The sequence below is a fragment of the Janthinobacterium sp. 75 genome (genome assembly GCF_004365495.1).
Lineage (GTDB): Bacteria > Pseudomonadota > Gammaproteobacteria > Burkholderiales > Burkholderiaceae_D > Janthinobacterium.
Window position 1 is genome coordinate 3,548,451 of the sequence record NZ_SORD01000001.1, and the last position, 19,452, is coordinate 3,567,902.

Below are 19,452 nucleotides of genomic sequence, written 5' to 3' on the forward strand. Positions count from 1 at the left end.
CTCAGAGCGTATTGCGCCTCAACCCCGCCTGCCGCACGAACACTTGCAGTGCAGGCATGGTTTGCTGGTGCAGCACCTTCAGCTCCGTCCGGAGCGCGGGCGTGATGGCCAGGCTGCCGTCCGCTTGCTGGCGCACGGGCAGGCCCAGCGCTTGCGCCATCTCGACCGGGTAATTCGTGAAGTCGCCATACGGGCGCTTGCCGTCGACGGACGGGGTGGGCCAGTAGCCCTCGGCCAGGTAATCCTCGGCCGCGCCCATGCCCAGCATTTCCAGAGACATCCATGACTGCTGCCGCAGCAATGTCACATGTTGTCCGGTCAGGACGAAGGGCGCCTTGCCGTTGGCATAGCTGCCCGGTTTCAGATCGGCCATGTGCACGAAGTGGGGCAGCATTTGCGACGCTTCCATCAGGCGCTGCGCGGCCAGCGCCGCATCCTTGCTGGCGATGGCTTGCATGGCCAGCGCCAGGGTATCGCCTTTGCCCAGCGGGTAGGCCGGATTGAGCATGGGCGCGCCGCTTTCCACGGGCGACCAGCCGATGTTGAAGCGCCGTATCAGCGCCAGATGGTGCACATTGAGCACCTTGGGCAGCGGAGAGTCGAGGGTGGACAGGATGCGCTGGCGCACGGCGACGGGCAGGCCGTCATCGGCCGCACGCGCAAGCATGGGAGAGCACAGCAGGGCGCCGGCAAGGCGCAGCAGCTGGCGCCGCATGGGCTGGATCAGGCGCGACATCATGGTGCCGTCAAGTCCTGGCGCTGGAATTCGATGCGGTTTTCCTGGTAGTCCCACTTGGTGTAGGGCCCGAACACGCGCCGGTTTTCCTTGCTGTCTGCATTCGATTGCTCGCGCTTCATGCGCCGCACGAGGGCGGTGTCGACCAGCGGCGCGGTCGTCGTGCCGAAGACCTCGTGCCGCACGCTCTGCTTGGCGTCGGCGCCGCGCGAAATGATGGTGAGCTTGCGCGAGGCGGGATCGAAATACAGGCGCATGGCGAAGGTGTTCATATCCTGCAGGTACAGGCCCTCGTCGCGCCACTGGGCATAGAAATAATCGCCGCAGACGGCCTTCGGTTCGCGTTTCCATTCGCAGGCGAGCAGGATCAGCAGGTGACGGTCGTCGAGCTGCTTGATTGAAACACGGGCCTTGGAATAGCCCCAGGTACTGGGCGGCACTGTCGTCGAGGAGAGCAAGTTGTACTCGCCCGCGAGCTTGGGCATGGGCGCTTGCGCCGAGGCGCCGGTGCAGAGAGTCAAGGCGGCTGCCGCTGCGGCGCCGCGTATCTTGGAAAATGGTGTCATGATGGCCATAAGGAATAGTTGCCATATTATAGATGGCAACATTTCTTTATGGCCACGCGCTTGCCCTTATTTCAGCTTGCTCAACTCAGCCACGTCGATCTTGACGACCTTGTCGCCCACGGCGGCGACCAGCGTATTGAAGTGGGGCGTCGCATAATGCGCCGTCAGCGCCGCCTGGTCGGCCCATTCTTCCAGCATGATGAAGCGCGTGGGAATCTTGTTGTCGATGTGCAACTCGTAGCGCAGGCAGGCGCTTTCCGCGCGGCTGGGCGGTACGACTGCTTCCAGGGCGGCGCGCACGGCGTCGATATGGTCAGCTTGGGCATCGATGGTGGCGACGACGATCAGGGTCATGGTGGTCCTTGTTAAGTGATGGGGCGGATGCAGCTTAGCGCATCTTGCCCTTTCTTGCCTGCCATGCCCAGTCTGGCTGCGCCGAAACAGTTTCCGCCGCAGCCAGACAATCAAGCTACACCTACGCCGCATGATCGGCGGCATTTCCCAGCGCATGCCTTCCCCGAAGGTCAGCTCAGTTAGGCCAGATCAATGACGGCCAGCATGTCATTGTCATCGGCATCCATGCCTTTTTCCACGAAACCCATGCTCGCATAGAACTGTTTCGCGTTGGAATTACCAGGCTTGTAGCAGATTTCGATGCTGCGCGCATCCGGTCGCGTGCGGATTTCCGCCAGCGCCAGGGCGAGGGCGGCCCGGCCATGGCCTTGTCCCTGGCGCCGGTGATCGATCATGAAGCGCCAGATCTGGTAGTGGCCGGGCGGATCGTCGTCGTCGGGCGAGACGAACATCAGGAAACCGATCACCTCCTCATCGTCATACACGGCGCGCGTATGCATGGTGGCGGGATGGAAACTCGCTTGCGCGATGGAATAGTCGTTGCTGGCCAAATAGTCGCGCTGCTGTGGCAGCAAAGGCAGTTCGCTGATGATGTCAAAATTGTCGGCGGTGACGGCACGCAGGCTGATGGGCATAGTGGAAGGCAGTGAAAAGGCTAGGTGTGGCAGTATGCGGAAAAATTATCCGATAGGCAAGGTTGTGGCGTCGCCAGCCCCAAACAGCTGCGCCATCGTCTGGCGCAGCCAGCGGTTCGATGCATCTTCATGGTAGCGCTCGTGCCAGTGCTGCTTGACTGAAAAGCTGGGCAGCGCCACGGGCAGGGGCAGGATGCGGAACGCTTCGTGGTCCTGCATTTGCAGCGCGTAGCGGTAAGGTACCGTGACGATGTACTGGGTTTCGGCGACGATGCGCGATACACCGAGGAAGCTGGGCAGTTTCAGCACGATGCGCCGCTGCACGCCAGCCGCCGCCAGGACCTTTTCCACGATGGAATGTCCCGTGCCCGAGCTTTTCACTTCGATATGCCCCTCCTGCAGGAATTGTTCCACGGTGATGCTGTCGCGGATGCGCGGGTGGCTGCTGGATACCAGGCAGACAAAGTGCTGGTCGAACAGCTTCTGCTGATAAAACCCCGATTCCAGGTGCGGCATGAAGCCCACGGCCAGGTCCACTTCGCCTCCTTCCAGGCGCTCGGGCGTGTCGGTGGCGATCTTTGACACGTCCAGGGTGATGCCAGGCCCGATCTGCTGCAGATGGTTAAGCAGCGTGGGGAGCAGCACGATTTCGCTGATGTCCGTCATGCAGATGGCAAATTCGCGCGTGCTGGCGGCCGGGTCGAACACGGGCTGGTCGGCCAGTGCGTGCTGCCAGGCGGCAATTGCGGCGCGTACGTCCTGCACGGCGTTTTGCGCGCGCGGTGTCGGCTCCATGCCTTTCGAGGTGCGCGCGAACAGTCGGTCGCCGAAATGCGTGCGCAGCTTGCCCAGGCCAATGCTCACGGTCGACTGCGGCAAGCCCAGGTTTTCCGCCGCGCGCGTCACATTGCGGCTTTTATAGATCTCGTCAAAGATGAACAGCAGTTCGATATCGAAGCGCGACATGGGTTAGCCTTCCTATCATTATTTAAAAACCTGATTGTTGCTATTGTATTCCATCGCTTTACCAAATATTGAGCTGTCGGCACACTGCTTGTCATACCAAGAGCACGTCAAACGTGCATCGCGCAAGCACACAGATCAATTGGAGGAAAGAAATGGAAGCTTCCCACAAACCGTCGGTCTTGATCGTCGGCGGCGGCATTGGCGGCATGGCCGCCGCCCTGTCCCTGTCGCGCCTGGGGCTGGCCGTCACCGTGCTGGAACAGGCATCGACCCTGGGCGAGATCGGCGCCGGCATCCAGCTGGCGCCCAACGCCTTCGCCGCGCTGGACGCGCTGGGCGTGGGAGAACGCACGCGTGCCAAGGCCGTCTTCACGGAACGCCTGGTGATGATGGATGCCGTCGACGCGACCGAGGTAGGCACTTTTGTCGTCGATGCGGCCTTCCGTGAACGCTTCAGCAATCCCTACGCAGTTATCCACCGGGCCGACATCCACGGCGCCATCCTCGACGCGGTGCGCACCTCGCCGCTGATCACGTTCGTGACGTCGTCGCAGGTGAGGGACGTGACGGAAGACGACACGGGCGTCACCGTGGTCGATGCGGCGGGACGCAGCTTCCGCGCCGATGTACTGATCGGCTGCGACGGCGTCAAGTCCGTGATCCGCGAGCGTATCGTGGGCGATGCGGTGCGCGTCTCCGGCCACGTGGTTTACCGCGCCGTGGTGCCGGCCACCGACATGCCTGCCGATTTGCGCTGGAACGCGCCCGTCGTCTGGGCCGGGCCGAACTGCCACCTCGTGCATTACCCGCTGCGCAATGGAGAGCAATACAACCTGGTAGTGACCTTCCACAGCCGCGATCAGGAAGCGTGGAGCGTCAAGGACGGCAGCAAGGAAGAAGTGCTGTCCTACTTCGACGGCGTCCACGCGCAGCCGCGCCAGCTGCTGCACAAGCCCACCTCGTGGAAACGCTGGAGCACGGCCGACCGCGACCCCGTCGCCAACTGGAGCACGAAGCGCATGACCTTGCTGGGCGACTCGGCCCACCCGATGCTGCAATACCTGGCGCAGGGCGCCTGCATGGCGCTGGAAGATGCCGTGACCCTGGGCGAGGCCGTGCGCGCCTGCGATTTCGACATGGCCGCCGCCTTCCAGCTGTATCAAACCTCGCGCATCGCCCGCACCGCGCGCGTCGTGCTGTCGGCGCGCGAAATGGGCCGTCTGTATCACGCCAAAGGCGTCGAACGCCTGGTGCGTAACGACCTGTGGCGCGGCCGCACGCCCGCGCAATTCTATGAGGCGCTGGCCTGGCTGTATGGCTGGACGGCGCAAACCTGCCTGGCCACCACCGAGAAGGACGCAGCATGACTTCCCATCAAACGCCCGAACGCGAGGCTTTATATGAAGCCCTGAGCGGCATGCATCTGTCGCCGCTGTGGCAATCCTTGCACACCCTGGTGCCGCCCCATCCGACGGCGCCGTATGCTCCCGCCCTGTGGCGCTATGCCGACATCGCGCCGCAGCTGGCGCGCGCCGGAGAGGTGATTACGGCCCACGAAGCCGTGCGCCGCGTCCTCGTGCTGGAAAACCCGGCCTTGCCGGGCCGCTCCTCGATTACGCAATCGCTGTACGCGGGCTTGCAGCTGATTTTGCCCGGAGAAGTGGCGCCGTCGCACCGTCACAGCCAGTCGGCGCTGCGCTTTGTCGTGAGCGGGCAGGGCGCCTACACGACCGTGGCGGGCGAGCGCACCACCATGCATCCGGGGGACTTCATCATTACTCCCTCGTGGACCTGGCATGATCATGGCAACCTGGGTGTGGATGGCGTCTGCGAGCCTGTCGTTTGGCTCGATGGCCTCGACATTCCCATGCTTCGCTATTTCGATTCCGGTTTCGCGGAAAACGACACGGAAGACAGCCAGACCGTCACCCGCCCGGAAGGCCAGAGCTTCGCCCGCTACGGCTACAACATGGCGCCCGTGAAGCGGCTGCACGAGGGCGCCACGTCGCCCATCTTCAACTACCCGTATGCCCGCTCGCGCGAAGCGCTGGACCTGTTGTCGCGCACGGACGCCATCGACTGCTGGCACGGCTACAAGCTCAAATATGTGAACCCCCTGACGGGTGGCTCGCCCATGCCGACCATGGCCACCTTCATGCAATTGCTGCCCAAAGGGTTTGCGGGCAAGCGCGCGCGCAGCACGGACGGCACTGTCTACAGCGTGGTCGAAGGCCGCGGCAAGGTGACGATAGGCGAGCAGCTATTCGACTTCGCCCCGCGCGACACCTTCGTCGTGCCTTCATGGGCCGCCGTTTCCTTCGATTGCCCGCAGGAAGACGTGGTGCTGTTCAGTTTTTCCGACCGCCCCGTGCAGCAAGCGATGGGCGTGCTGCGCGAGCAGTTTTTGACCGATTGATTTTTCAGACAGGACTTTGACATGACCAACTTCATCTTCGCCCCCCAAGCCATCGCCGGCCTGCCCATCGTCGGCACCGATAGCCAGTTTCCCGTGCGCCGCATCTATTGCGTGGGCCGCAATTACGCCGCCCATGCGCGCGAAATGGGTTTTGACCCGGACCGCGAACCGCCTTTCTTTTTTTGCAAGCCGAACGACGACAAGTCCGTCGTGCCCGTGCCGCCCGGCGTGACGGCCACCGTGCCATATCCGGCGCAGACGTCGAATTACCACCATGAAATCGAACTGGTGGTCGCTATCGGCAAAGGCGGCAGCAATATCGCCCTGGAGGATGCGCCGTCGCACATCTTCGGCTATGGCGTGGGCCTGGACATGACGCGGCGCGACCTGCAGATGCGCATGCGCGAACAGGGGCGCCCGTGGGAAATCGGCAAGGCATTCGACTATTCTGCCCCCATTGGCGCGCTCACGCCCATCGCCGCGTCCGGCGAGATCACCACGGGTGCCATTGTGCTGGAAGTGGACGGCAAGGTCGTGCAGACGAGCGACCTCACTCACCTGATCTGGTCCGTCAATGAAGTCATTGCCAATCTGTCGACCCTGTTCGAGCTGCAGCCGGGCGACATCATCATGACGGGCACGCCCGAAGGCGTGGGTGCCGTTACCAGCGGGCAAACCATGGAGGCGCGCATCGCCGGCTTGACGCCGATCACCGTCGCCGTGCAATAAACATCCCCGGGCCAGCGCGGCACAGATCGCGCAGCCCGGTAATGCCACCAACAAGAATGGAGACAGCATGAACAGCAATGCCAGCACCGACGTCCAGCACTTCCTCGACAGTCACCCGTTTTCCCGCTACCAGAAGCTGATTCTCTGGCTATGCTTTTTGATCGTCGCCATCGACGGCTTCGACACGGCCTCGATCGGCTTCATCGCGCCTGCCATCCGCGCCGAATGGGGTTTGACCCCCGCCGCGCTGGCGCCCCTGTTCGGCGCCGGGCTGTTTGGCCTGATGGCTGGCTCATTTTTATTCGGTCCCCTGGCGGACCGCTACGGCCGCCGTCCTGTGCTGATCGTGTCCGTCGCCTTCTTCGGCGCGGCCAGCCTGCTGTCGGCCTGGTCGACGGATCTGACGATGCTGCTGGTGTTGCGCTTCCTCACGGGGCTGGGCCTGGGCGGCGCCATGCCGACGTCGGTGACCTTGACGTCCGAATACTGCCCGCAGCAGCGCCGTTCCGGCCTCGTGACCATGATGTTCTGCGGCTTTACCATCGGTTCCGCGCTGGGCGGCCTGGCTTCGGCGCAGCTGCTGCACCTGATCGGCTGGCGCGGGGTGCTGATGCTGGGCGGTGCCTTGCCCCTGCTGCTGGTGCCTGTGCTGCTGCTGGCGCTGCCCGAGTCCCTGCGCTGGCTGGTATTGAAAGGACGCGACGGTAGCCAGGTGTTGAACATCGTGCGCCGCATCGCGCCCGCCTTGGCCGCCTTGCCGCGCCTCGTGGTCAGCGACAAAAAACTCGCCGGCTCCCCCATGGCGGAACTGTTCCGTCCCGGCGTGATTGGTGGCACCTTGCTGCTGTGGTCCACGTTCTTCATGAGCCTGCTCATCATCTATTTGCTCTCTAGCTGGATGCCGACTTTGCTTAACGGCAATGGCCTGTCCCTGTCTAACGCCTCTCTGGTGACGGTGATGTTCCAGGTGGGCGGCACGGTGGGCGCCATCCTGCTGGGCCGCTGGATGGACCGCTATAGCCCCCATAAAGTGCTGAGCATCGCCTACCTGGCGGCCGCCGGCTGCATCGTCGTCGTGGCCCTGTCGGGCAGCAGCCTCGCCTTGCTGGTGCTGGCCGTCTTCGGCGTGGGCTTTGGCGTCAGCGGTTCGCAAGTGGGTGCCAATGCGCTGGCCGCCGCGTTCTACCCCACGTCAAGCCGCGCCACAGGCGTCAGTTGGGCCGCCGCCGTGGGCCGCAGCGGCTCCGTGCTGGGCTCCATGGCCGGTGGCCTGATGCTGACCCTGAAACTCGATAACGAAACCATCTTCTTCCTGCTGGCCATCCCGGCCGTGCTGGCGTCCCTGGCGCTGCTGGCCATGGGCCGTTTGATGCGCGTCCGGAATCGCTCTGCCGCCGTTCCAGCTACCCTGACTGAAAGCACCGTATGAAATTGCATGGCTATTACCGCAGCTCCGCCTCTTACCGCGTGCGCATCGCGCTGAACCTGAAGAACCTCCACGCCGATACGGCCTATGTGCACCTGAGCCGCAATGGCGGCGAGCAGTTCACGCCGGCGTTTTCCAGCCTTAACCCGCAGCAGCTGCTGCCCGTGCTGGAGGACGGCGGCGCCGTGCTGACGCAATCGCTGGCCATTATCGAATACCTGGACGAGACACGGGCGGGGCAAAAACTGCTGCCGGCCGACGCGCCGGGCCGCGCCCGCGTGCGCCAGCTGGCCATGGTCTGCGCCTGCGACATCCACCCGCTGAACAACCTGCGCGTGCTCAATTACCTGACGGGGCCCTTGGCCCTGTCGCAGGAACAGAAGAATGCGTGGTACCAGCACTGGACCCATCTGGGCCTGGCCGCGCTGGAAGCGGAGCTGGCGAGCAGCGCACATACGGGCATGTTCTGCCATGGCGACACGCCGACACTGGCCGACTGCTGCCTGGTGCCGCAGGTATACAACGCGCTGCGATTCAAGTGCGACCTGGCGCCGTATCCGACGATCCTGCGCATCGTCGCGCATTGCGAGGCGCTGCCGGCTTTTCAGCAGGCGCACCCCGATGTGCAGCCAGACGCAGAATAAAAACCACAAAAAACGGAGACAAGCATGAGAAAAATCAACGCCATCACCATGGCGCTGCTGGGCGCGTGCGCCCACGGCGTGAGCACCAGCGCCCACGCGCAAAGCAGCGTCACCCTGTACGGAGTGCTCGACAGCTCTGTGGCCTACACGACGAATGCCAACGCGGCCGGCGACAGCGTCACCAAGATACCCACCTTGACGGGTTCATTGCCATCGCGCTTCGGCTTGAAGGGCGTGGAAGACCTGGGCGGCGGCTTGCAAGCGATCTTTGCGCTGGAATCGGGCTTCGGCGTCGATACGGGCATCGCGGGGCAGGGCGGGAGATTGTTCGGCCGCCAGTCATACGTGGGCTTGAAGGGGCGCTATGGCAGCGTGATGCTGGGGCGGCAAATGAATATGTCGTTCTGGGCCACGCAAAAGTCCGACATCATGGGCCCGGCCCTGTTTTCCATCAGCAGCCTTGATCTGTACCTGCCGAATGCGCGCAGCGACAACGCCATCGGCTACCTGGGCACGTTTTCCGACGTGACGGTGGGCGCCACCTACAGCCTGGGGCGCGATGCCTCGGCAGCGGGCGGGCCGGCGGCCACGGGCTGTGCGGGCGAAGTGGCGGGCAATGCAAAGGCCTGCCGCCAAATCACTGCCTTGCTGGGCTATGACACAGGCCGCTACGGCGCCACGGCGTCGTACGACATCATGTACGGCAATGCGGGCGCGGCCAACGGCCTCACATCGAGCCGCAACTTCGACCGCCGCGTGATCGCCAGCGCCTACGCCATGGCTGACAAGCTGAAAATCGGCGGCGGCATCATTGACCGTACCATCCGCGCCGCCACGGGGCAAGTCGACTCGCAACTGCTGTATGTCGGCGCCGCCTGGCCGGTCGCCCCCGCGCTGGTCCTCGACGGGCAAATCGCGAGGCTGGCCGTCAAGCACAGTCCCAACGATGCCACCCTGGCCACCGTGCGCCTGACGTATCACCTGTCCAAGCGCACGGCCGTCTACAGCGCCATCGGCCGCATGGACAACGATGGCGCTGCCGCCGTGGCGCTGGACGCGGGCGGCACCGTGGGCGCGGGCCGCACGCAGAATGGCGTGATGGCGGGGATGCGCCACTTTTTCTGAGCGCTGTCCCGGCTTTAACGCGCAGCAAGGGCCGCAGGCGCTGGCGCCTGCCAGCCGCCGCCCAGTGCCTTGTAGGTGGCGACCGCTGCACGTGCGGCGGCCGTTTGCGCCTGCGCGTGCGCATCCTCGGCCCGCAACAGCTGGGCGTCGGCCTGCAGCACATCGTGGCGGCTGATCGCTCCCTTGTGAAAGACCGCCAGTGCAGAGGCACGCGCGCGCTGCAGCGCATCGACGCTTTGCGCCAGCAGGCCTGCCTGCTGTTCGTACCCGAGCAGTGCCGAACAGGCATTCTCCACGTCTTCCGCGGCACGCAGCACGGCCAGCCGATAGGCCGCCAGTAACTCGGCTTCCTGGCCCCGGGCGGCGTCGATCTGCGCAGCGATGCGGCCGAAATCGAACAGGCGCCAGCGCATGCCGAGTACGCCCGCAGCCTGGCCGGACCCGCTGGCAAACAGGGAGCCGCCGGCGGTGGTGCTGCCGAGCAGGCCGCCCAGGCTCAGTTTTGGATAGTATTCGGCCACTTGCGCGCCGGTGCGCGCGCTCGCTGCGGCCAGGCGCCGCTCGGCCACGATCAGGTCGGGCCTGCGCCGCAGCAGGTCGCCTGGCGTACCCCCGGCCGTGATGCGTGGCGCGACCGCGATGATGCCGCTGGCGGGCAGTTCGTGGCCATGGGTGCCGGGCGCCGCGCCCAGCATCACGTCGAGCGCATGCAGTGCCACTTCGCGCGCCGTTTCCAGGCCCGGCATGGCCGCGCGCGCCTGCGACAGTGCCGCCTCGGCTTGCCGCAGCGTCGGCTCGTTCACCAGCCCCTTGCCGTACAACAGCGTCGCGATGTCCTGCGCCGCCGCCTGGGTGTCGACCTGCTTGCGTGCCAGATCGCGCCGCGTTTGCAGGCCCTGGATGGTCAAGTACAAGTCTGCCGTCTGTGCCGCCACGGCCAGGCGCGCTGCCGCCCATCCCGCTGCCGTCGCCTCGTAGTCGGCGCGCGCCGCTTCGCGTTCGCGGCGCAGGCCGCCGAACAGGTCGAGTTCCCATGACGCTTCCAGGTTGACTTCGTGCGCGCTGCCGGCGCGCGCGAACCCGGGCGTGGCATCGAGCACCTTGCCCAGTGGCGTCTGCACCGATTGATAGGCGCGCGCGGTCTGGCCTTCGAGATTGGCCGAGGGCAGCAATGCGGCATCGGCCGCGCCAAGCACTGCGCGCGCCTGGTGCACCCTGGCTGCAGCCTGCGCCAGGTCGAGGTTTTGCGCCAGTGCCAGCGTCACCAGGCGAGTCAGGTACGGATCGCCAAACGCCGTCCACCACTGCTGCAGTTCGGCTGTATCGGCGTTCTGGCGCAAGCCGACTGCCGACTGGTGCAGATACTGCGCCGCTTGCGGCAGTGCGGGCCGGTGGTAATCGGCACCGGCGGTGCAGCCCGCGGCCAGGCCGGCGGCACACAGCACGAAGGGGAGGCGCAGAAGGGCTGGGATGGGCATAGGGATTGTCCTGTTCGTTAAAAAAAGAAAATGAGCGTGACTATAATACATTCTGGTCACTTATTGTGCATTTTGGCGCGGCGCGTTAAGCTGTGGCCATGAACCACACCACACTTCATCCAGCAATTCCGTCGCCCGCGCGCGGCCCGGCCGGCCACGACGTGCGCGATCAGATCGTCGTCGCCGCCACCGAATATTTCAGCCTGTATGGCTACGAAAAGACCACCGTGTCCGACCTGGCCAAGGCCATCGGCTTTTCCAAGGCTTATATCTACAAGTTCTTCGAGTCCAAGCAAGCTATCGGCGAACATATCTGCGGCAACTGCCTGCGCCAGATTGAAACCGAGGTCAGGGCAGCGGTGGATGCCGCCGGTCAGCCGCCAGAGAAGCTGCGGCGCATGTTCAAGGCCAGTGTCGAGGCCAGCCTGCGGCTGTTCTTCCAGGACCGCAAGCTGTACGACATCGCCGCCTCGGCCGCCACCGGGCGCTGGCCGACGGTGCAGGCCTATGAGCTGGCCATGGGCGCCTTGCTGCAGGATATCTTGCAGCAGGGCCGCAAGACGGGCGACTTCGAGCGCAAGACGCCGCTCGACGAAACAGCAAGCGCGATCTACTTGGTGATGCGCCCCTGCATCAATCCCTTGCTGCTGCAGCACAGCCTGGAGACGAGCGAGACGGCGCCGGCACAATTGTCCAGCCTCGTGTTGCGCAGCTTGTCACCCTAGTCACAATGCCGGTTTGTGACTGTTGACTTATTTGGTCACCAGTACCAGAATGAGAACCCTGTTCAATTCGTTCATGGGATTCTTATGCGCTGGCGCCGTCTTGCCTCATCTGCTGTCATCTCCGCCTTGCCCCTGGCCTTGTCCCTGGGCCTGACCGCCTGCGGCGAGAAGGCGCAAGCCGATCCGCGTACCGCCATGCCGCTGGTGCGCGCTGTAACGGTGCAGGGTGCCGAGTCGGGTGCGCGTACCTTTACCGGCGTCGTCGCGCCACGCGTGCAAAGCGAATTGGGTTTTCGGATCGCCGGCAAGGTGCAGGAGCGCCTGGTCGATGCCGGCCAGGCCGTGCGGCGTGGCCAAGCCTTGATGCGTCTGGATGCGCAGGACTTGCAACTGCTGGCCCAGGCACGCCAGGACGCGGTCACGGCCGAGCGCGCCCGCGCGCGCCAGTCGGCCGACGAGGAGGCGCGCTACCGCGACTTGCGCGGCACCGGCGCCATCTCGGCATCAGCGTACGACCAGGTCAGGGCGCTGGCCGACGCCGCGGCTGCCCAGCTCAAGGCAGCCGAGGCCCAGGCCGACGTGGCGCGCAATGCGCTGCGCTACGCAGTGCTGGTGGCCGATGCCGATGGCATCGTGACGGATACGCTGGCCGAACCGGGCCAGGTACTCGCTGCCGGGCAGCCGGCGGTGCGCCTGGCCCATGACGGGCGGCGCGAAGCGGCGATCCAGTTGCCGGAAACCTTGCGCCCGTCGCTTGGTTCGACCGCCCAGGCCACGCTATTTGGCAGGCCGGGCGCCAGCGTGCCAGCCACGCTGCGGCAGCTGTCGCAGAATGCGGACCGGCAAACGCGCACCTTCGAGGCGCGCTATGTGCTCGATGCAGCGCTGTCGGGCGCGCCACTGGGCGCCACCGTCACGGTGCGCATTGCCGGTAGCGCCGATGCCGGCGATGCCGTACGGGTACCGCTCGCGGCCCTGCACGATGGGGGCAAGGGGCCGGGCGTGTGGCTGATCCAGGGTGAGCCGGCGCGGCTGGCCTGGCGGCCCGTCAAGGTGCGCCGCCTGCACGATGACGGCGCCGACGTCAGCGGCCAGCTCAAAAGCGGCGAACGCATCGTTGCGCTGGGCGCTCACCTGCTGCGCGACGGCGAGCAGGTCGCACTTGAACAAGCGGGTGCGGGAGCGCGGCCATGAGCGGGGGTTTCAACCTGTCGGCGCTGGCCGTGCGCGAGCGTTCCGTCACGCTGTTCCTGATCTGCCTGATATCGCTGGCCGGCCTCTTGTCCTTCTTCAAGCTGGGACGGGCGGAAGACCCGGCCTTCACGGTCAAGGTGATGACCATCGTCACCGCCTGGCCAGGCGCCAGCGCGCGCGAAATGCAGGACCAGGTGGCCGAAAAGATCGAAAAGCGCCTGCAGGAGCTGCGCTGGTACGAGCGCGCCGAAACCTATACCACGCTCGGCCTGGCGTTTACCACCCTGACCCTGCTCGACAGCACGCCGCCCGACCAGGTGCAGGCCGAGTTCTACCAGGCGCGCAAGAAGGCTGGCGACGAGGCGGCCAACCTGCCGTCCGGCGTCATCGGTCCCATGATCAACGACGAATACGCGGACGTCACCTTTGCCCTGTTTGCGCTCAAGGCGCGGGGCGAGCCGCAGCGCCTGCTGGTGCGCGAGGCTGAAACCTTGCGCCAGCGCCTGCTGCACGTGCCGGGCGTGAAGAAGGTCAATATCATCGGCGAGCAGGCCGAACGCATCTATGTCGAGTTTTCTCAGGAGCGCCTGGCCACTTTGGGCGTCAGGGCGCAAGACGTGTTTGCGGCGCTGCACGGCCAGAATGCGCTCACGCCAGCCGGTTCGGTCCAGACGCGGGGGCCGCAAGTGTTCATCCGCCTCGACGGCGCGCTCGACGCGCTGCAAAAGATCCGCGACACGCCGGTGGTGGCGCAGGGCCGCACGCTGGCCCTGTCCGATATCGCCACCGTGCGTCGCGGCCACGAGGACCCGGCCAGCTTCATGGTGCGCAATGGCGGCGAGCCGGCGCTGCTGCTGGGCGTGGTCATGCGCGATGGCTGGAATGGCCTGGACCTGGGCAAGGCGCTGGAGCGGGAAGTGACGGCCATCGGCACTGAAATGCCGCTGGGTATGAGCCTGGCCAAGGTCACCGACCAGGCTGTCAATATCGGCGCGGCGGTGGATGAATTCATGCTCAAGTTCCTCGCCGCGCTGCTGGTGGTGATGCTGGTGTGTTTTGTCAGCATGGGCTGGCGCGTCGGCATCGTCGTTGCCGCCGCCGTGCCGCTGACCCTTGCCGTCGTGTTCATCGTGATGGCCGCGACAGGCAAGAATTTCGACCGCATCACCCTCGGTTCCCTGATCCTGGGCCTGGGCCTGCTGGTGGACGACGCCATTATCGCCATCGAGATGATGGTGGTCAAGATGGAGGAGGGCTACAGCCGCATTGCCGCCTCCGCGTATGCCTGGAGCCATACGGCCGCGCCCATGCTGGCGGGCACCCTGGTCACGGCCGTCGGCTTCATGCCCACCGGCTTTGCCCGCTCCAGCGCCGGCGAGTACACCAGCAATATGTTCTGGATCGTCGGCATCGCCCTGATCGCCTCGTGGGTGGTGGCTGTGTTGTTTACACCTTACCTGGGCGTGAAGCTCCTGCCCGAGCTGAAAAAGGTCGCCGGCGGCCATGATGCGTTGTACGACACGCCGCGCTACCACCGCTTTCGCCGCCTGCTGGGCCGCGTGATCGCCAGCAAATGGCTGGTGTTCGCCACCGTGATCGGCCTGTTCGTGCTGGCCGTGCTGGGCATGGCCATCGTCAAGAAACAGTTTTTCCCCATCTCCGACCGTCCTGAAGTGCTGATCGAAGTACAACTGCCTTACGGCAGCGCGATCGGGCAGACCAGCGGTGCGGCGGTGAAAGTGGAAGCCTGGCTGGCGCGCCAGCCCGAGGCGAAGATCGTCACGGCCTATGTTGGCCAGGGCGCGCCGCGCTTTTACCTGGCAATGGGGCCGGAATTGCCCGATCCTTCGTTTGCCAAGATCGTCGTGCGCACCGACAGCCAGCAAGCGCGCGACACCCTCAAGCAGCGCTTGCGCGTGGCCGTTGCCGCAGGCCTGGCGCCGGAGGCGCGCGTGCGTGTCACACAACTGGTGTTCGGCCCATACTCGCCGTTTCCCGTCGCCTACCGCGTCAGCGGCCCGGACCCCGAGGTGCTGCGCACCATCGCCGGCCAGGTGCAGCGCGTGATGCAGGCCAGTCCCATGATGCGCACCGTCAATACTGACTGGGGCACGCGCACGCCCACCCTGCATTTCAGCCTGCAGCAGGACCGCTTGCAAGCCATGGGGCTGAGCTCAGGCGCCGTGGCGCAGCAGCTGCAGTTCCTGCTCAGCGGCGTAGCCGTCACCGCCGTGCGTGAAGATATCCGCACGGTGCAGGTGGTGGCGCGCGCGGCCGGCGACATGCGCCAGGACCCGGCCCGTATCGCCGACCTGACCCTGGCTGGCGCCAACGGCGAGCGCATCGCGCTGTCGCAGGTGGGAACGGTCGAGGTACGCTGGGAAGAACCGGTGATGCGCCGGCGCGACCGCCAGCCGACGATTACCGTGCGCGGCGACATCGCCGACGGCATGCAGCCGCCCGACGTGTCGGGCGCCATCACGGCGCAGCTGCGGTCCATCATCGATACACTGCCAGGCGGCTACCGCATCGAGCAGGCCGGCTCGATCGAGGAATCGGCGAAGGCGACGAAGGCCATGCTGCCCCTGTTCCCCATCATGCTGGCGTTGACCTTGCTGATAATCATTCTGCAGGTGCGCTCGATTTCGGCCATGGTCATGGTCTTCCTGACCAGTCCACTGGGCTTGATCGGCGTCGTGCCCACGCTGATCCTGTTCCAGCAGCCGTTCGGCATCAATGCGCTGGTCGGCTTGATCGCACTGTCGGGCATTTTGATGCGCAACACGCTGATCCTGATCGGCCAGATCCACCATAACGAGGCGGCCGGGCTGGCGCCTTTCGATGCCGTCGTCGAAGCGACCGTGCAGCGCGCCAGACCGGTGATCCTTACCGCCCTGGCGGCCATCCTGGCCTTCGTTCCGCTGACCCATTCGGTCTTCTGGGGAACGCTGGCCTACACCCTGATCGGCGGCACGTTTGCCGGCACGGTGCTGACCCTGGTGTTTCTGCCGGCGATGTATGCGATCTGGTTCAGAATACGGCCGCAGGCTGTATAGCTTGAACAGCGGGCCGGAGACGCGGGGAACCCGTCTCCTCGACTAGGGCCATTCGTGGTTTGCCGTTTTGCTTGTTGCTTGTCTCTTCCTCTAGGCTCCGGCGGCATCCTGCCGGTAGCGCGCTGGCGGCAGTTCGAACTGGTTCTTGAAAAAGCGGGTAAACGCGCTTTGCGAGGAAAAGCCCAGGCGGTCGCTGATTTCCGCCACGCTCAGGCTCGTTTCTCGCAGCAAACGGCGCGATTCTCGGCTCTTGGCGCGCAATTCCAGCGCGCGGAACGAGGTCTGCTCCTGCTGCAGCTGGCGCTGCAAGGTCCAGCGGTTCATCGCCAGGCCGTCGCACAGGGCGGGCAGCAGCGAGGCGCCATCGGTATCGCCCGCACCTTGCTGGCCCAGTAAATCGATGATGGCTTGCTCCACGCGGGCCGAAAACAGCTGCGCCCTCTGCAACTGCTGCAATTGCCCCTGCGCGTGCCGCAGCGCGTGCGGCGCCAGCATGGCGTTGAACTGGGCGAAGGGCCGGTCCAGCGCCGGCGCGTCAAATGTCAATGTATTGCGCGCCTGGCCAAAGGTGGCGGCGGCGCCGAAACACTCGGCAATGGCTGGCGCGAACCATGGCGCCTTGCCCTGGAAGCTGGCACGGAAGGCGGTTGCCATGCCATCGTCGTAGGCGCGCGCCACCAGCGACAACATGCGGAAATTGGCCAGCGCCTGCATGGCCCCCCCCATGGGGCAGAACTCGGACAGGTATTCGATCTCGATGCGCGTGCCACTCTCGCTCATCAGCATGAAATCGAATTCGCCGATCAGACCCCGCAAGTGCAGCAGCTCGTGCAGCGCGCTGCGCAGGGTGGGGCGGTTGAAGCAGACGTGGGCGATACCCGAGTAATGCGCGAACCAGTGCGTCACGTCGAGATCGAGAATGGCCCGGTGCTGCGGCAACTGCTGGGCGTAGGCCGTCATGCGGCGGTGCCGCTCGGCGTTGATGCGGCCGCCAGGTTCCGTGAGTTGCGCCGGCGTGATGCCCGTATGGCGGAAAAAGTCGGCGGGATCGTGGCCATCAGCCTGCATGGCGCGCGCACATTGTTGCGCAATGCGGTTCGAAACCGTGCGCGTGTCGGGTTTGTGCAAGGGTGTCTCCTGCTTGTTGTAGTATTTTTTCACAAATATTAGCACTTTGTAGGAGATTGTTGCTTGTCATGCCGTCTAACCAAAAATTGTTCTCGCGGGTATAAAACGGGTGCTGCGCGGTCAAGAAACTCACGCATTCTCACGCTATATTGTTTTCGGCCGGCCTTGCTGCCGCGCCCTATACCTACAAAAACAGTCTTGGAGATAATGATGAATTGCACTTTGAAACCGATGGCCCGCGTGGTTGCCGGCTGCGTCGCCACGTTTGCCCTGGCCGCTTGCGGCAGCGATACCGGAAGCGAGGGCTACACGCAGCCCGCGTTCGGCGCCACTACTTACACCCAGCTCAAGGTCGACGGCTATACCTTCAAGGATATGAACCGCAACGGCAAGATCGAGCCGTACGAAGACTGGCGCCTGACGGCCGAGGCGCGCGCCGACGACCTGCTGTCGCGCATGAGCCTCGATGAAAAGGCTGGCCTGATGATGCACGGCACGGCGCCCACCGTGTCCGACCCTTCCGGCATCGGCCTGGGCGGCGCGTATGACCTGGCGGCCCTGCAAGACCTGATCGTCAAGCAGTACGTCAACACGTTTATTACGCGCATGGCGGGCGATACGGCCAATATGGCGGCCCAGTACAACAAGGTGCAGGCCCTGAGCGAAACCTCGCGCCATGGCATCCCCGTGTCCATCAGCACGGATCCGCGCCACCATTTCCAGTACACGGTGGGCGCCAGCGCCGGCACCAAGGGCTTCTCGCAGTGGCCGGAAACCCTGGGCCTGGCCGCCATCGGCGACGATGCGCTGGTGCGCCGTTTCGGCGATATCGCGCGCCAGGAATACCTGGCCGTCGGCATCACGCAGGCGCTATCACCGCAGGCGGACCTGGCCACCGAGCCGCGCTGGTCGCGCATCAACGGCACGTTTGGCGAAGACGCCGACCTGGCCAAGCGCATGGTGCAGCACTATATCGAGGGCTTCCAAGACGGCAATACGGGCTTGCATGACGGCAGCGTGGTGGCCGTCGTCAAGCACTGGGTAGGCTACGGCGCCACGAAAGAGGGCTTTGACGGCCACAATTACTATGGCCGCTACATGACCTACCCGGGCAACAACTTCGCTTACCACGTGAAGCCCTTCGAAGGGGCGTTCACCGCCAAGGCGGCTTCCGTCATGCCGACGTACGCCCTGCCAGACGGTAATATCACCATAGCCGGCATCACCCTGGAGCAGGTGGCGGCCGGTTTCAGCAAGACCATGTTGACCGATCTGCTGCGCGGCAAATACGGCTTCGAAGGCGTGATCCTGTCCGACTGGGGCATCACCTCCGACTGCGACGCCAACTGCCGCAACGGCACGCCGCCGGGCGTCGCGCCTTCGTTCATCGGCTTTGGCACGCCGTGGGGCATGGAAGACGCCACCAAGGCCGAACGTTACGTGAAGGCCGTCACGGCGGGGATGGACCAGTTTGGCGGCGTGACGGAAGCGCCGTACCTGACGCAAGCCGTGCAGCGTGGCCAGTTGACGGAAGCGCGCATCAACGCCTCGGCGCGGCGCATCCTGATCCAGAAATTCAAGCAAGGCCTGTTCGAGCATCCGTTTGTCGATGCGGCCAAGGCATCCACCACGGTGGGCAAGGCGGAATTCGTCGAGGCTGGCCTGGATGCGCAGCGCCGTTCGCTGGTCTTGCTGGAAAACAAGGACAAGGTCTTGCCGCTGGCGGCCAGCGTCAAGAAAGTCTACCTGTATGGCATCGATGCGGCCGTGGCGAAGCAGTACGGCTACACGGTGGTGGCCACGCCGCAGGAAGCGGACGTGGCCCTGCTGCGCGTGGCCGCGCCCTATGAAACCCTGCACCCGAATTACATCTTCGGCAGCATGCAGCACGAAGGCCGCCTTGATTACGTAGATGGCAATGCCGACTACGAGGCGATCAAGAACGCGGCGAAATACGCGCCGAAGACGGTGGTGACGGTGTACCTGGACCGTCCGGCCATCCTCGGCAACGTGCAGGACAAGGCCAGCGCCATTCTCGCCAACTTTGGCGTGAGCGACGGCGCGCTGTTCGATGTCCTGACGGGCAAGGCCAAGCCGCAAGGCAAACTGCCGTTCGAGTTGCCGTCGTCGATGGCCGAAGTGCAGATGCAGAAATCGGACGTGCCGTATGACACGGCCCATCCGCTGTACAAGTTTGGCGACGGGCTGGCGTACTGACGGGCGCGGGACGGGTCGCCTGGCGCGGCCTGTCCCCGTCCGATTGACAGCACCCTG

The 19,452-nt window shown here is 64.8% G+C and carries 17 protein-coding genes; 10 read left to right on the forward strand and 7 right to left on the reverse strand.

The annotated features are described in order from the left end of the window. Window position 1: 1 nt before the first annotated feature. The 5 genes from C8C89_RS16190 to C8C89_RS16210 form a co-directional block, all read right to left on the reverse strand. A complete protein-coding gene (locus C8C89_RS16190; protein ID WP_133991019.1) occupies window positions 2-739 on the reverse strand; it encodes a hypothetical protein in 738 nt (245 codons plus the stop codon). Then, window positions 736-1,302 (reverse strand): hypothetical protein, encoded by a 567-nt coding sequence (locus tag C8C89_RS16195; RefSeq protein WP_133991021.1) that lies wholly within the window; start codon window positions 1,300-1,302, stop codon window positions 736-738. The genes C8C89_RS16190 and C8C89_RS16195 overlap by 4 nt, the downstream gene beginning before the upstream one ends. Window positions 1,303-1,368: 66 nt before the next feature. Next, a complete protein-coding gene (locus C8C89_RS16200) occupies window positions 1,369-1,656 on the reverse strand; it encodes a putative quinol monooxygenase (protein WP_133991023.1) in 288 nt (95 codons plus the stop codon). A gap of 179 nt (window positions 1,657-1,835) precedes the next feature. Then, the gene (locus C8C89_RS16205) at window positions 1,836-2,291 is read right to left on the reverse strand and encodes a GNAT family N-acetyltransferase (protein ID WP_133991025.1); all 456 of its coding nucleotides are present in this window, start codon (window positions 2,289-2,291) and stop codon (window positions 1,836-1,838) included. A 45-nt stretch (window positions 2,292-2,336) separates the two neighbouring features. Next, window positions 2,337-3,257 carry a LysR family transcriptional regulator gene (locus C8C89_RS16210; RefSeq protein ID WP_101481547.1) on the reverse strand — a complete coding sequence of 307 codons (921 nt, stop codon included), beginning with the start codon at window positions 3,255-3,257 and terminating at the stop codon, window positions 2,337-2,339. Window positions 3,258-3,409: 152 nt separating this feature from the next. Between C8C89_RS16210 and C8C89_RS16215 the strand changes: the two genes are divergently transcribed. The 6 genes from C8C89_RS16215 (at window position 3,410) to C8C89_RS16240 (ending at window position 9,597) form a co-directional block, all read left to right on the forward strand. Further along, on the forward strand, window positions 3,410-4,624 hold the full coding sequence (locus tag C8C89_RS16215; protein ID WP_133991028.1) for a 3-hydroxybenzoate 6-monooxygenase: 1,215 nt from the start codon (window positions 3,410-3,412) through the stop codon (window positions 4,622-4,624). Beyond that, a complete protein-coding gene (gene gtdA, locus C8C89_RS16220; protein WP_133991030.1) occupies window positions 4,621-5,673 on the forward strand; it encodes a gentisate 1,2-dioxygenase in 1,053 nt (350 codons plus the stop codon). The genes C8C89_RS16215 and gtdA overlap by 4 nt, the downstream gene beginning before the upstream one ends. A gap of 21 nt (window positions 5,674-5,694) precedes the next feature. Further along, a complete protein-coding gene (locus tag C8C89_RS16225) occupies window positions 5,695-6,402 on the forward strand; it encodes a fumarylacetoacetate hydrolase family protein (protein ID WP_133991032.1) in 708 nt (235 codons plus the stop codon). Window positions 6,403-6,469: 67 nt separating this feature from the next. Further along, window positions 6,470-7,831 (forward strand): aromatic acid/H+ symport family MFS transporter, encoded by a 1,362-nt coding sequence (locus C8C89_RS16230; protein ID WP_133991034.1) that lies wholly within the window; start codon window positions 6,470-6,472, stop codon window positions 7,829-7,831. Further along, window positions 7,828-8,472 (forward strand): maleylacetoacetate isomerase, encoded by a 645-nt coding sequence (gene maiA / locus C8C89_RS16235; protein WP_133991036.1) that lies wholly within the window; start codon window positions 7,828-7,830, stop codon window positions 8,470-8,472. The genes C8C89_RS16230 and maiA overlap by 4 nt, the downstream gene beginning before the upstream one ends. A 24-nt stretch (window positions 8,473-8,496) precedes the next feature. Further along, window positions 8,497-9,597: a porin gene (locus tag C8C89_RS16240; RefSeq protein ID WP_133991038.1), complete on the forward strand. Its 1,101-nt coding sequence runs from the start codon at window positions 8,497-8,499 to the stop codon at window positions 9,595-9,597. Window positions 9,598-9,611: 14 nt separating this feature from the next. Here C8C89_RS16240 and C8C89_RS16245 read toward each other — a convergent pair whose 3' ends face one another. Beyond that, a complete protein-coding gene (locus C8C89_RS16245; RefSeq protein WP_133991040.1) occupies window positions 9,612-11,075 on the reverse strand; it encodes an efflux transporter outer membrane subunit in 1,464 nt (487 codons plus the stop codon). Window positions 11,076-11,173: 98 nt separating this feature from the next. Between C8C89_RS16245 and C8C89_RS16250 the strand changes: the two genes are divergently transcribed. From C8C89_RS16250 to C8C89_RS16260, 3 genes are all read left to right on the forward strand, one after another. Beyond that, on the forward strand, window positions 11,174-11,800 hold the full coding sequence (locus tag C8C89_RS16250) for a TetR/AcrR family transcriptional regulator (RefSeq protein ID WP_133991042.1): 627 nt from the start codon (window positions 11,174-11,176) through the stop codon (window positions 11,798-11,800). 84 nt (window positions 11,801-11,884) lie between these two features. Continuing rightward, window positions 11,885-12,994, forward strand: a complete 1,110-nt coding sequence (locus tag C8C89_RS16255; protein ID WP_133991044.1) for an efflux RND transporter periplasmic adaptor subunit — start codon at window positions 11,885-11,887, stop codon at window positions 12,992-12,994. Then, on the forward strand, window positions 12,991-16,050 hold the full coding sequence (locus C8C89_RS16260; RefSeq protein WP_133991046.1) for an efflux RND transporter permease subunit: 3,060 nt from the start codon (window positions 12,991-12,993) through the stop codon (window positions 16,048-16,050). Before C8C89_RS16255 ends, C8C89_RS16260 begins: the two co-directional genes overlap by 4 nt. Before the next feature lie 90 nt (window positions 16,051-16,140). Here the strand turns inward: C8C89_RS16260 and C8C89_RS16265 are convergent, their stop codons facing one another. After that, window positions 16,141-17,178, reverse strand: a complete 1,038-nt coding sequence (locus C8C89_RS16265) for an AraC family transcriptional regulator (RefSeq protein ID WP_133991048.1) — start codon at window positions 17,176-17,178, stop codon at window positions 16,141-16,143. Between the two features lie 207 nt (window positions 17,179-17,385). Between C8C89_RS16265 and C8C89_RS16270 the strand changes: the two genes are divergently transcribed. Continuing rightward, complete coding sequence (locus C8C89_RS16270; protein WP_208327708.1) at window positions 17,386-19,395, forward strand: glycoside hydrolase family 3 N-terminal domain-containing protein; 2,010 nt, start codon at window positions 17,386-17,388, stop codon at window positions 19,393-19,395. Window positions 19,396-19,452 lie beyond the last annotated feature (57 nt).